The 12,284-nt window shown below is 75.9% G+C and carries 11 protein-coding genes; 5 read left to right on the top strand and 6 right to left on the bottom strand.

Annotated elements, in window-relative coordinates:
• Positions 1–154: 154 nt before the first annotated feature.
• From ACRYRX_RS00495 to ACRYRX_RS00485, 3 genes are read left to right on the top strand one after another with little or no spacing between them, the layout of a single operon-like run.
• Positions 155–1,390 carry a sensor histidine kinase gene (locus ACRYRX_RS00495; protein WP_432509812.1) on the top strand — a complete coding sequence of 412 codons (1,236 nt, stop codon included), beginning with the start codon at positions 155–157 and terminating at the stop codon, positions 1,388–1,390.
• A 16-nt stretch (positions 1,391–1,406) separates the two neighbouring features.
• A complete protein-coding gene (locus ACRYRX_RS00490) occupies positions 1,407–2,060 on the top strand; it encodes a LuxR C-terminal-related transcriptional regulator (RefSeq protein WP_432509967.1) in 654 nt (217 codons plus the stop codon).
• Positions 2,057–2,650, top strand: a complete 594-nt coding sequence (locus ACRYRX_RS00485; protein ID WP_432509811.1) for a DUF4097 family beta strand repeat-containing protein — start codon at positions 2,057–2,059, stop codon at positions 2,648–2,650. Before ACRYRX_RS00490 ends, ACRYRX_RS00485 begins: the two co-directional genes overlap by 4 nt.
• A 7-nt stretch (positions 2,651–2,657) precedes the next feature.
• Here the strand turns inward: ACRYRX_RS00485 and ACRYRX_RS00480 are convergent, their stop codons facing one another.
• On the bottom strand, positions 2,658–4,202 hold the full coding sequence (locus ACRYRX_RS00480; RefSeq protein ID WP_432509810.1) for a cell wall-binding repeat-containing protein: 1,545 nt from the start codon (positions 4,200–4,202) through the stop codon (positions 2,658–2,660).
• A 154-nt stretch (positions 4,203–4,356) separates the two neighbouring features.
• Here ACRYRX_RS00480 and ACRYRX_RS00475 point away from each other — a divergent pair, with 154 nt between their 5' ends.
• The gene (locus ACRYRX_RS00475) at positions 4,357–5,160 is read left to right on the top strand and encodes a hypothetical protein (RefSeq protein ID WP_432509809.1); all 804 of its coding nucleotides are present in this window, start codon (positions 4,357–4,359) and stop codon (positions 5,158–5,160) included.
• Between the two features lie 34 nt (positions 5,161–5,194).
• Here ACRYRX_RS00475 and ACRYRX_RS00470 read toward each other — a convergent pair whose 3' ends face one another.
• From ACRYRX_RS00470 to ACRYRX_RS00455, 4 genes are all read right to left on the bottom strand, one after another.
• Positions 5,195–7,042: an acetyl/propionyl/methylcrotonyl-CoA carboxylase subunit alpha gene (locus tag ACRYRX_RS00470; protein WP_432509966.1), complete on the bottom strand. Its 1,848-nt coding sequence runs from the start codon at positions 7,040–7,042 to the stop codon at positions 5,195–5,197.
• Between the two features lie 92 nt (positions 7,043–7,134).
• Positions 7,135–7,761 (bottom strand): Maf family protein, encoded by a 627-nt coding sequence (locus tag ACRYRX_RS00465; RefSeq protein ID WP_432509808.1) that lies wholly within the window; start codon positions 7,759–7,761, stop codon positions 7,135–7,137.
• A 60-nt stretch (positions 7,762–7,821) separates the two neighbouring features.
• Positions 7,822–9,456 carry a DUF885 domain-containing protein gene (locus tag ACRYRX_RS00460; RefSeq protein WP_432509807.1) on the bottom strand — a complete coding sequence of 545 codons (1,635 nt, stop codon included), beginning with the start codon at positions 9,454–9,456 and terminating at the stop codon, positions 7,822–7,824.
• Between the two features lie 16 nt (positions 9,457–9,472).
• The gene (locus tag ACRYRX_RS00455) at positions 9,473–10,507 is read right to left on the bottom strand and encodes an iron-siderophore ABC transporter substrate-binding protein (protein ID WP_432509806.1); all 1,035 of its coding nucleotides are present in this window, start codon (positions 10,505–10,507) and stop codon (positions 9,473–9,475) included.
• A gap of 87 nt (positions 10,508–10,594) precedes the next feature.
• Between ACRYRX_RS00455 and ACRYRX_RS00450 the strand changes: the two genes are divergently transcribed.
• Positions 10,595–11,416 carry a biotin--[acetyl-CoA-carboxylase] ligase gene (locus ACRYRX_RS00450; protein ID WP_432509805.1) on the top strand — a complete coding sequence of 274 codons (822 nt, stop codon included), beginning with the start codon at positions 10,595–10,597 and terminating at the stop codon, positions 11,414–11,416.
• Here the strand turns inward: ACRYRX_RS00450 and ACRYRX_RS00445 are convergent.
• Positions 11,357–11,953: a GtrA family protein gene (locus ACRYRX_RS00445; protein WP_432509804.1), complete on the bottom strand. Its 597-nt coding sequence runs from the start codon at positions 11,951–11,953 to the stop codon at positions 11,357–11,359. The genes ACRYRX_RS00450 and ACRYRX_RS00445 overlap by 60 nt on opposite strands.
• Positions 11,954–12,284 lie beyond the last annotated feature (331 nt).

Here is a 12,284-nt window from a genome sequence, read left to right as displayed (position 1 = left end):
CAGCGGCGGGGGTGGATGAGGTACCGGGCGTACACGAGACGTCGCTGTGCGTGACGGTAACAATGGCATCACGAAGTGGGGTGGGGGGAACCCCACCCCCGAGGCGGGGGAGCACCCCGTGTCGGCGGGGTGAGCGGATCCCTAGGGTCGAGACGTGAAGATCCGCAACCGGGTCGGACGGTGCTGGTGGGCCCTGTGCCACGGCGTCACCAGCCTGCTCCTGCTCGGCCCCTACCTCGCCACCGCGATCCTCGTCGTCGTGGGCGCCCTGCTCACCCCGGTGGCCGGCGCCGGCTACCCCGTCCTGCTGCTGGGCCGGGTGCTGGCCCGCGCCGCCGCCGCCCTCGAACGCGCCCGGTACCGCGTCCTGCACGCCGTCCACGTCGAACCGCCCGCACCCCGGCGCCTGCCGTGGCTGCGGCTGCCGCTGGACCCCGTGATGTGGCGCACCACCGCCCAGCTCGGCGTCGTCAGCACCGTCGGCGCCACCCTGGGGACCGTCGCGCTCGTCCTCGTCACCACCGGCGCCGCGGCCGTCGTCGCCCCGTTCCTCGTCGACCGGGTGCACTGGCCCTTCGGCATCCCCGGCACGGTCGGCGCCCCCGACGCCGTCGTCGTCGCCGGCGGCGTCCTGGTCGCCGTCGGCGGGTTCCTCCTGGCCCCCGCCCTCACCTCCGTCGAGGTCGCCGCCGGCCGCGCGCTGCTGCGGCCCCCGCACCAGGCCGAGGACGCCCTGCGCCGCCGCGTCGAGACCCTCACCAGCAGCCGCGAGCGCACCCTCGACTCCGTCGAGGCCGAACGCCGGCGCATCGAACGGGACCTGCACGACGGCCCCCAGCAGCGGCTGGTCGCCGTCGCCCTCCAGCTCGGCATGGCCCGGCGCGCCCTCGAGCGCGACCCGGGGGCCGACGTCAGCGGCTTCCTCACCGCCGCCCACGGCAACGCCCGCGAGGCCATCACCGACATGCGCTCGGTCGCCCGCGGCATCGTCCCGCCCGTCCTCACCGACCGCGGCCTCGACGCCGCCCTGTCCGGGCTCGCCGCGTCCTCACCGCTGCCGGTCACCGTCGAGGTGCGGCTGGGGACCCGGCCCCACCCCGCCGCCGAGACCATCGCCTACTACTGCGTCTCCGAAGCCCTCACCAACGTCGCCAAGCACGCCCGCGCCACCGCCGCCCGCGTGCAGGTCTGGCGCGACGGGGCCGAGCTGCGGGCCCGCGTCAGCGACGACGGCGTCGGCGGCGCCCGCCCCACCGGGTCCGGGCTGACCGGCCTGGCCGACCGGCTCGGCGCCGTCGACGGGTGGCTGCAGGTCGACTCGCCCCCCGGCGGGCCCACCGACGTCAGCGTGGGGCTGCCCGGCTTCCCGGAGGTGACCCGTGGCCGCTGAGACCGGTGCACCCCGCCTGCGGGTGGTGCTCGCGGAGGACTCCGTGCTGCTGCGCGAGGGCCTGACCAGCCTGCTGGCCGCCGAGGACGTCGACGTCGTCGCCGCCGTCGACACCGGCCCCGCGCTGCTGGGGGCCGTCGCCCGCCTCGCCCCCGACCTCGCGCTCGTCGACGTGCGGATGCCGCCCACGTTCACCGACGAGGGCATCCGCGCCGCCGTCGTCATCCGCTCCGAGCACCCCGGCACCGCGGTGATGGTGCTCTCGCAGTACGTGGAGGAGAAGTACGCCGGGGACCTGCTGTCCTCCAGCTCCCGCGGCGTGGGCTACCTGCTGAAGGACCGGGTCTCCGACGTCGGGCAGTTCGTCGACGACCTGCGCCGCGTCGCCGCCGGCGGCACCGCCGTCGACCCCGAGGTCGTCGGGCAGCTGCTGGCCCGCGCCCGCCGCGACGACCCCCTGGCCCGCCTCACCCCCCGGGAGACGGAGGTCCTGCGGCACATGGCCCAGGGCCGGTCCAACAAGGCCATCGCCGCGGGACTCGTGGTGACGGAGAAAGCGGTGGAGAAGCACGTGTCCAACATCTTCGCGAAGCTCGACCTGCCGGCCGACGGCGACGACCACCGCCGCGTCCTGGCCGTCCTGCGCCACCTCGACGGGGCGTCGCGGTGAGCGCCGCGAAGGCGGCCGTCGGCGTCCTGACCGGCCTGCTCCTCGTCGGCGGCACCGTCTCCACGCTCGGTCAGCTGACCTCCGAGGAGGTCCGCGAGCAGGCCCGCGCCGACCTGCCGGCCCAGGGCGTCCTCGTCGTGGAGTCCGCCACCGGCGACGTCACCGTGCGCACCGCCGACGACGCGGCGCGCGCCGAGGCCGTGGGGACGGTGACCCGCGGCTGGCACCGCCCCGCCTGGGGGTTCCGGGAGGAGGGCGGCCGCCTGGTGTTCGCCAGCTCCTGCGCCGGGGTGGGCTGGCCGTCGCCGTGCCACGGCGAGTGGACGGTCACCGTGCCCGCCGGCACCCGCGTCGAGGTGCGCTCGGAGGCCGGTGACCTCACGTTCGAGGGCCGGTTCGCGGCGGTGACCGCCTCCACCACCGCCGGCGACGTCGCGGTGAGGGTCCCCGACGACGGCACCGCCTACCGCGTCACCGGCCGCTCCCTGCTCGGCGACCGCGACGTCGACGTGCCCGTCGCCGACGGGGACGCCGCCCCCCGGCTGGACCTGACCACGACCGGGGGCGACGTCACCGTCGCCACCTCCTGACCTGCGGTCAGAGGCCCAGGAGGGTGTCGACCTCGTCCCGGACGGCGGTCGGGACCGCGCCCTCGCCGCCCAGGACGTACACCGCCTGGATCCGGCCCTTCCCGGCCTGCAGGTACGCGCGGGCCTGCGGGGACAGCTCCGAGCCCACCAGCAGCACCGGCGCTCCGCGCCGCCCCGCGGTGGGGGCCCCGGCGAGGGCGTCGGGGAAGTTCTTGCCCGTCGCCAGCACCACGGTCGAGGCGGTGGGGAACAGCGTCGACGCGAGCTGCGCGGACGTCGCGTAGCGGTCCGGGCCCGCGATGCGGTCCACCGCGAACCCGGCGGCCCGCAGCTGCGTCACGACCGCCTCGCCGACCGCGCTCGCCGACCCGGCGACGTGGACCCGCACGTCGCCCAGCTCCCGCAGGAACGCCAGGACCCGCGGGTCGAGGGCGTCGGTGGGGGTCAGCAGCACCGGCACCCGCGCCCCGGCGGCGAAGGCGGCCCCGGACAGGGCGTCGGGGAAGTTGCCGCTGGTGGTGAGCAGCACCTCGTCGACCGCGACGCCGGCGTCCAGCAGGGACCGGCCCAGCAGCAGCGCGGTCTCGATCCGGTCCTGCCCCGCGATGCGGACCACCTCGTAGCCGGCCCCGGTCAGCTCCTGCGCGACCGAGGGGGCGATGGCGGTGTCCCCGCCCAGGACGTACACCGTCCCGTCCTCCCCGAGGGTCCGGGTGATCTCGGCGCGGACGCTGTCGGGCAGCTCCGCCGTGGAGGTCAGCAGCACCGGAGCGTCGCGCACCACCGCCGCCGGAGCCGCGGCGAGCGCGTCGGCGAACCCGTCGGAGCGGGCCAGCACCACGGCGTCGGCCTCGCCGTCGGTGGGGAAGTCCTCCCGCGCCAGGCGGTTGGCGGTCTCGAAGCGGTCCGAGCCGGACAGCCGGGCGCTGCCGGCGCCGACCGTGACCTCGACGGGCACGGTGACGGGGCTGCCCCCGGCGGGGGTCGCGGTGACGATGACCGTGTAGGTGCCCGCCTTCCCGTAGGCGTGCTTGCCGAACGCCTTCACCTGGCGGGAGCCGCCGACCACCCGCATCGGGGTGGGGGCGGTGCCGTCGCCGTAGTCCACGACGACCTCCAGGCCGGTGGCGGGGCGCCCGGGGGCGGGGCGCCCGGTGGCGCCCGGGTCGCTGGTGGGGCGGGCCAGCGGGGTCGCGGGCGAGGCGGTGGGGGACGCGGTGGGGGACGCGGTGGGCGAGGCGGTGGGCGAGGCGGTGGGGGACGAGGCGGTGGGGGAGGGCGTCGCGGTGGCGTCGTCGCCCGCGTCCTCGTCCTCGCCGTCCTCGTCGTGCGCGCCGTCGCCGGGCTGCGCGGCCGAGGCGTCGTACTCCGCGGCCACCGTCACCACCCCGCTGGGGGTGGCGATCGCGGGACGGACCTCCACCTCCAGCACCTCACCGGCGCCGGACCCGGACTGGCCGGCCTGGGCGGGGGCTCCCACCGCCGCGAACGACAGCGCCAGCACCAGTGCCGCGCCCAGCCGGGTACCCACGCGGTCGACGTTCCTGCTCACGACTTCTCCTCCAGGCGGTGACGTGCGTCTGCACACCGTTCATCGGCGCCCGGCCGACGGTCACCGATGGGCCACCCGGACGAGAGCCGCCCGGCGCAAGCGTCACCGCGCGTCCGGTTCGCCTCACGGCGCGTGCAGTGCCAAGGTGCCTGGGGTGATCACCACGCGCGCCCTCGCCCTGCCCGCCGCGTCGCTGCTGGCGCTGTCGGCCGTCCTCACCGCCTGCGGCGGCCAGGACGGCACCACCGGCGCCGAGACGTCCAGCGCCGCGAGCAGCCCCGTGAGCGCGACCTCCTCGGCCAGCCCCTCCACCGCGGCCGACGGCGTCCCCGACGGCGTCGGCGCCGGGGGCGGCAACGGCTGCGCGCCGAACTCGGCCACCGCCCCCGCCGGCGCGGGCACCGCCACCACCGGCGACGTCGACCTCGACGGCGAGGCCGACACCGTCTGGCTCAGCGGCGGCCCCGAACGCACCCTGGGGATCACCACCGCCACCGGCGCCACGTTCTCCACGACCTTCACCGGCGCAGCCCCGCAGGCCGCCACCGCCCTCGGCCAGAAGCTGCAGCCCGCCGGCCCGGCGGTCGTCCTGCTGAACACCGGCCGCTCGGTCGCCCTCTACGCCGTCGTCGACTGCGCGCTGACACCCACGCTGAACGCGCAGGGGGAGCAGTACGTCTTCGACCTCGGCTTCACCGGCTACGGCACCGGCGTCGGGTGCGTCGCCGGCGGCGACGAGGAGGACCTGTCGCTGGCCGGGCTGAACGCAGTCGACACCGGCGACGGCACCTACCGCGTCACCCGCACCGCCGTGCAGCTCGACGACTTCGGCCGCCGCGCCACCAACGGCGAGACCACCGTGGTCGCCGAGGGCCTGAGCGCCGAGGACCCGCGCGTGCAGAACGCCCGCACCGTCGGGTGCGGGAACCAGACGAGCGGCGCCGTCGAACCGCAGTGAGCCCGGGGCCGGGCCCGGTGACGGGCCCGGCCGCTCAGGCGTCGACGATCTCGCAGAGCACGGCGCCCGTCGTGGTCGTGTCGCCGGGTTTCGCGGTCAGCCCGGAGATCGTGCCCGCACGGTGCGCCAGCAGCGGCTGCTCCATCTTCATGGCCTCCAGGACCGCCACGAGGTCGCCCACGGCCACCGTGTCCCCGTCGGCGACGTCGATCTTCACGATCGTGCCCTGCATGGGCGTCACGAGGGCGTTCGGGTTCTTCGCCGACCCGCCCCCGGCCTTGCCCTTCCGGCCGCCGCGGTGCGTCGCCGACCGGTACGCGCGGGCCACCGCCGCCCCCGTCGCGACCCCCGCGCGGGAGATCTCGTGCCCGGCGCGGGAGAGCTGCGCGTTGAGCTGCTCGACCGGGATGGACACCTCCAGGCGCTTCCCGGCGACCTCCACGACGATCGTCTCCCGGTGCGCCGCAGCGTCTCCGGCCGCCTCCAGGGCCCCCGACCCCGGCATCTTGGAGGCGTCGAACTCCGGCGACTCGATCCACCGGGTGTGCACCGTGAAACCCTCGGCGTCCTTCGCGGCGAACGCCGGGTCCGCGACGACCGTGCGGTGGAACGGGATGACCGTCGGGACACCCTCGACGACGAACTCGCCCAGGGCCCGGGCCGCGCGGGCCAGCGCCTGCTCGCGCGTGGCGCCGGTGACGACCAGCTTCGCCAGCAGCGAGTCGAAGTCCTGGGAGATCTCCACCCCGCCGTTGACGGCCGCCGCCCGCGGGTCGATCCCGGTGTCGACGCGCACGCCGGGCCCGGACGGCAGCGAGAACCGCGTGAGCTTGCCCGGCCGGGGCAGGAAGTTCGCGCTCGGGTCCTCGCCGTTGATGCGGAACTCGATGGAGTGGCCGCGGGTGACGACCTCGGAGTAGCCCAGGTGCTCACCGCGGGCGATGCGGAACTGCTCGACGACGAGGTCGATCCCGCTGATCTCCTCGGTGACGGGGTGCTCCACCTGCAGGCGGGTGTTCACCTCCAGGAACGCCAGCGTCCCGTCGGCGGCGACGAGGAACTCCACCGTCCCGGCGCCCACGTACCCGGCCTCGCGGACGATCGCCAGCGACGCGCGGCGCAGCTCGGCGTCCTGCTCGGGGGTCAGGAACGGCGCCGGCGCCTCCTCGACGAGCTTCTGGTGGCGACGCTGCAGCGAGCAGTCGCGCGTGGAGACCACGACCGCTCCGCCGTGGGCGTCGGCCAGCACCTGCGTCTCCACGTGCCGCGGCCGGTCGAGGTAGCGCTCCACGAAGCACTCCCCGCGCCCGAACGCGGCCTCGGCCTCGCGCACCGCGGAGGCGAACAGCTCCGGGACGTCCTCACGGGTGCGGGCGACCTTCAGCCCGCGCCCACCCCCGCCGAACGCGGCCTTGATGGCGATGGGCAGGCCGTGCTCGTCGGCGAAGGCCAGCACCTCCTCCGGGCCCGCGACCGGGTCGGGGGTCCCCGCGACCAGCGGGGCGCCCGCGCGGGCGGCCAGGTGGCGGGCCGAGACCTTGTCGCCGAGGGCCTCGATGGCCGCCGGCGGCGGGCCGATCCACGTCAGCCCCGCGTCCATGACGGCCTGCGCGAACGCGGCGTTCTCGGAGAGGAACCCGTACCCCGGGTGGACGGCGTCGGCGCCGGCCCGCAGGGCCACCTCGACGATCTTCGCGCCGTCCAGGTAGGACTCCTTGGCGGTCCTGCCGCCCAGGGCGTACGCCTCGTCGGCGCTGCGCACGTGCAGCGCGTCCCGGTCGCCCTCGGAGTACACCGCGACGGACGTGAGCCCCGCGTCCCGGGCGGCGCGCACCACGCGCACCGCGATCTCGCCGCGGTTGGCCACGAGGACCTTCGTCACCGGACCCGTGACAGCGGTCGGATCGGGGGAGGTCATGCGGCATCTCCGGGAGTTCGGGGGGCGGGGGCGATGGCTGAGACTACCCGCGCCGTCTAGCCCCGCGCCGCCCACAGGTCGGTCCAGGCGACGCCCGCCTCGCGGACCAGGTCGCGCAGCAGCGGCAGCGACACCCCCACGACCGCGTGGTGGTCGCCCTCGACGCCCTTGACGAACGCGCCGCCGAGCCCGTCGATCGTGAAGGCCCCCGCCACCTTCAGCGGTTCACCGGTGGCGACGTAGGCGTCGATCTCGGCGTCGGTGACGTCGGCGAAGTGGACCGTCACGCTCGCGACGCCGCCGATGGTGGCCCCCGAGGAGTCCTCGCGGTCGTCGATGAGCCAGTGCCCGGTGTGCAGGACGCCCGAGCGCCCCCGCATGGCCCTCCAGCGCGCCGTCGCCTCGGCCGCGTCGGCCGGCTTGCCCAGGACCTCGCCGTCGAAGGCGAGCACCGAGTCGCACCCCAGGATCAGCGCGTCCTCGGGGCGCTCGTCGTCGCCCGCGACGTCCTCGGCCTTGGCCTTGGCCAGCACGAGGCAGACGTCCTCGGCGTCGGTGACGCCGTACCGCTCGACGACGGCCGGTTCGTCGACGGAGGAGACCAGCACCGCCGGGTCCAGGCCGGCGGCGCGCAGGGTCGCGAGGCGGGCGGGGGAGGCGGAGGCCAGCAGCAGCGTCGTCACGCCGTCATCGTTCCACGCCTCCCGCGCCGGCCCGGGGGCCCGGCTCGTGGGGACGCGGGGTCAGGGCAGCAGGGCCGAGCGCAGCACGTCCAGCCCCACCGACCCCACGTCCAGCGCGCGGCGGTGGAACGCCTTGAGGTCGAACGCCGCCCCCTCGGCCGCCGCCACGTCGTCGCGCAGCGCCGTCCACAGCCGCTCGCCGACCTTGTAGCTCGGCGCCTGCCCCGCCCAGCCCAGGTACCGGTCCAGCTCGAACCGCAGGACGTCGGGGTGGTTGCCCGAGACCGACCGCAGGTACGCCCACGCCTTCTCGTACGTCCACGCGCCGCCGCCGACCTCCGCCGGGGCCGGCAGCCCGCAGTGGAACCCGATGTCCAGGACCACCCGCCCGGCCCGCAGCAGCTGCGCGTCGAGCATCCCCAGCACCTCCCCGGGGGACTCCAGGAAACCCAGGTCCTGCATGAGGCGCTCGGCGTACAGCGCCCAGCCCTCGCCGTGCCCGGAGATCCAGCACCCCTGCCGGCGCCACCGGTTCAGCACCTCGCTGCGCACGGCGGTCTGGCCGATCTGCAGGTGGTGGCCCGGCACGCCCTCGTGGTGCACGGTCGTCGCCTCGCGCCACGTCGAGAACGTCGTCTGCCCGGCCGGGACCGCCCACCACATCCGGCCCGGGCGGGTGAAGTCCTCGCTCGGGCCCGTGTAGTAGATCCCGCCGCTGGTGGTCGGCGCGATCCGGCACTCCAGCCGGCGGATCGCGGCGGGGATGTCGAAGTGCCTGTCCTGCAACGCGTCCACGGTCCGGTCGGACCGGTCCTGCATCCAGGCGCGGAAGTTCGCCGCGCCCTCCACGACCAGGTCGGGGTCGGCGTCGAGGGCGGCGGCCGCGGCCGCCGCGTCCCCGGTGCCGGTGACCTGCCGGGCGACGTCGGCCATCTCGGCGCGCACCCGCGCGACCTCCTCCAGCCCCCACGCGTACGTCTCGTCGAGGTCGACGTCGGCGCCCACGAAGTACCGCGACCACAGCCCGTACCGGTCGCGGCCCACCGCGTCGGCCGCCGGGGCCTGCGGCAGCAGCTCGGTGCGCAGGAACTCCGACAGCTCCGCGTACGCCCGCGCGGCCAGGTCCCCCGCCGGGCCGAGACCGTGCTGCGCGGCGAAGTCGGGGAAGAACCCCCGCGCGTACCCGGCCGCCTCCACCGCGCACGCCTCGACCTGCCGGGCCGCGGCGACCCGGCCGCCGGCGGCCGCCGCGCGCAGCGACTCCACGTAGCCGGCGACGGCGGCGGGGACGGCGGCTAGCCGCTCGCCGACGAGCGCGCGGTCGGCGTCGGTGTCGGTGGGCAGCAGGTCGAAGACCATCCGCAGGTCCTGCACGGGGGAGGCGATGACGTTGAGGTCGCCCAGCAGCTCCCCGGCCTCGTGCAGCGCGACCTCCAGGCCCAGCCGGTCCTGCATCGCCGCGACCGTGACCCGGTCCACGTCGTCCTCGACGGGGGTGCGGGCCAGCTCGCGCAGGGTGGCGCGGGCGGCGTCGGCCACCTGCTCCAGCCCGGCGGGGGACCGGTCGCCCAGCCCGGGGGCCGGGTCGGGCACCCCCAGGCTGAGCGCGAAGGACGGCTGCAGGCGCAGCACGGACTCGAGGTGTCGTTCGGCGACCGCGTCGATCGCGGTGGGCCGCCGCTGCTGCTCGCTCACACCCCGACCCTAGTGATCACGACGTCGTGGCGGGAGCCTTCGCGGCGGCGGCGTCCAGCAGCGGGACCAGCCGGTCCAGGGCCCAGGGGAGGCTGAGCAGCGTCGCGGAGGTGGCGGTGACGAGCTGCTCGTCGTCGATCCAGGCGACGGCGTCGGCGGCCACGGCCGGCATGGTCGCGTAGACGGGGTCGGCGCGCAGCTGGTCGCGGGTGAGCGTCCCGTAGCCGACGATCAGGTCGCTGTCGACGTCGCGGACGCGCTCCTTGGCGAGCTCGGTGTAGAAGACGTCCTGCGCGTCGGCGAGCGCGGTGATGCCGGGGGCGTCGACGAGGCCGAGCTCGTGGAGGGTGTCGACGCGGGAGTCGCCCGGCAGGTAGACCGACAGGTTCTCGGGGGTCACGTAGACGTAGCTGAACGTCTTGCCCTTCAGCGAGGGGGTGGCGGCGGCGCGGGTGGCGAGGTCGTCCTCGGCGTCGGCCACCAGCTCCTCGGCCTCGGCGGACTTGCCCAGGGCCTTGCCGACGAGCGTGGTCTGGTCCTGCCAGCTCGTCAGCCACGGCTGGTCCGGGTACCCGACGGTGGGGGCGATCTTGCTCAGGGTCGCGTAGTCCTCGGCGGTGATGCCGGAGTAGACGGCGAGGATGAGGTCCGGGGTCAGCGCGGTGATCTGCTCGAAGGGCAGCTCACCCGACGTCGGGTTCGGCAGGAAGGTCGTCGCGTCGGCGTCGAAGTGCCCCTCCCACCAGGGCAGGGTGCCGTCGGGGTTGCCGCCGTAGGTGATCTCGGGGATGCCGACGGGCTGCCCGCCCAGCGCCCAGACGACGTCCTGCGAGCCCCAGCCGAGGCAGACGATCCGCTGCGGTTCGGCCTCGATCGTGGTCGAGCCCAGGGCGTGCTCGATGGTCACCGGGAACGCGCCCCCGTCGCCGGTGGTCGCCGCGGGGGTGCTCGCGGCCTCGTCGCCGGCGTCGTCGGAGCCGCAGGCGCCCAGCAGGGGCAGGCCGGCGAGCAGGGGGACGGTGGACAGCACGGTGCGGCGCGTCGTGGGCACGGGGGAACTCCTACCTTCGCGTGTCAGGGGAGCCTCACCTCACCACAGGTTGCCCGGTGGGCGAAATCCACGGGGCAGAATCGGGGCGTGGAGCCCCCCGAGCAGCCCGACGCGCCGACCTGGACGGACCTGGACCGGCCCCCGCTGCGGGCGGCCGCGCTGCGCGCCGCGCTCGTCGGGCCCCGGGCCTGGAGCCGGCTCGACGTCGTCGCCACCACCGGCTCCACCAACGCCGACCTCCTGGCCGACGGGGCCGCCCCCGACGGGGCCGTCCTCGTCGCCGACCACCAGGGCGCCGGGAGGGGCCGGCTCGGCCGGACGTGGACGGCGCCGGCGCGGTCCTCGCTGGCGGTCTCGGTCCTGCTGCGCCCCGCGCAGCCCCTGGACCGCTGGCCGCTGCTGCCGCTGGTCACCGGCCTCGCCGTCGTCGACACCCTCGACGCGCTCGGCGTGCGGGCCGGCCTGAAGTGGCCCAACGACGTCCTGGTCACCGGCCCGGACCGCCCCGGGAAGGTCTGCGGGATCCTGTGCGAGGCCCGCGCCGACCGCGTCGTCGTCGGGGCCGGGATCAACGTCTCGCTGCGCGCCGACGAGCTGCCCGTCGAGACCGCCACGTCGATCGCGCTGGCCGGGGCCCGCGCCCGCGACCGCGACACCGTGCTGCGCCGCTACCTGCGCGCGCTGCGGCGACGGGTGGACGCCTGGGCCGCGGGGGAGCCGGTGCTGGCGGACTACCGCGCCGCGAGCCTCACCCTGGGCCGCGAGGTGCGGGCCCAGCTGCCGGACGGCACGGCGCTGGAGGGCGTGGCCGTCGACGTGGAGGCCGACGGCCGGCTGGTCGTGCAGCCCTCAGGCGGGGCCCGGACGAGCCTGGCTGCGGCGGACGTCGTCCACCTGCGTCCCGCCTGAGAGGTCCTCGGCGGCCTCGTCCGTGGAGGCGGGGTGGGCCTGCCAGCCCTCCTCGCGCAGCTCCTCGACGAACACGAACCGGCGGTAGGCCCACCAGCGGAACAGCGTGCCCAGCGCGACCCCGACGACCTTGGCCGAGATGTTCGAGGCGACCGGGCCGCGCAGGTCCAGCACGTAGTACGTGAACCCGAGGCAGACCAGGGAGATGAGCAGCCCGACGCCGTTCATGACGAAGAACAGGAACAGCTCGCGCGGGGCCGAGGCGCGCCGCCGGTGCCGGAACGTCCAGTACCGGTTGCCCAGCCACGCCACGACGATGCTCACCACGACCGAGATCACGTTCGCCGTCAGCGGCTTGTGGTGCAGGACGCCGACCCCGTCGGGACCGGCGAAGCGCAGCAGGTTGAAGATCCCGAAGTCGGTGACGAACGCGACGGCGCCGACGATCCCGAACTTCGCCGCCTCCCGGGCCAGCACCTCGTAGGTGTCCCGCAGCCGTCGCACGAGACCCGTGCCGTCCCGGTCGTCCCTGCTCACTCGCGTCCCCTCGGTGGTGGCCAACTCGTCCTGCGGCCACGCAGTCTGACGCGTCAGCCTGGGAACCGGCTCCAGATCACCGGTCCGCGCCCACGCGTGTCTCCTCGCGCGGCTGCCGGGGGGCCAGGTGGTCCTCCATCTTCACCGCCGCGACGAGACCGGCGACGACGAACGCCACGCAGACGATCACGGTGAACAACGTCTTCCCCCTCCGTGGGCCGCTCCGCCGGGCCGCGGGGCGTGGGACCAGGGTGTCCCACCCGGTGCGGCGGGGCATCCCGGGGTCCATCGGCAGGCCGGGGGCCTCGCGCCACCCACTACCCTTGACGAA

Source organism: Kineococcus lubricus (assembly GCF_050871965.1).
Taxonomy (GTDB): domain Bacteria; phylum Actinomycetota; class Actinomycetes; order Actinomycetales; family Kineococcaceae; genus Kineococcus.
Note: the sequence above shows the minus strand (reverse complement) of the source record. Positions and strands in the feature narration are given on the sequence as shown.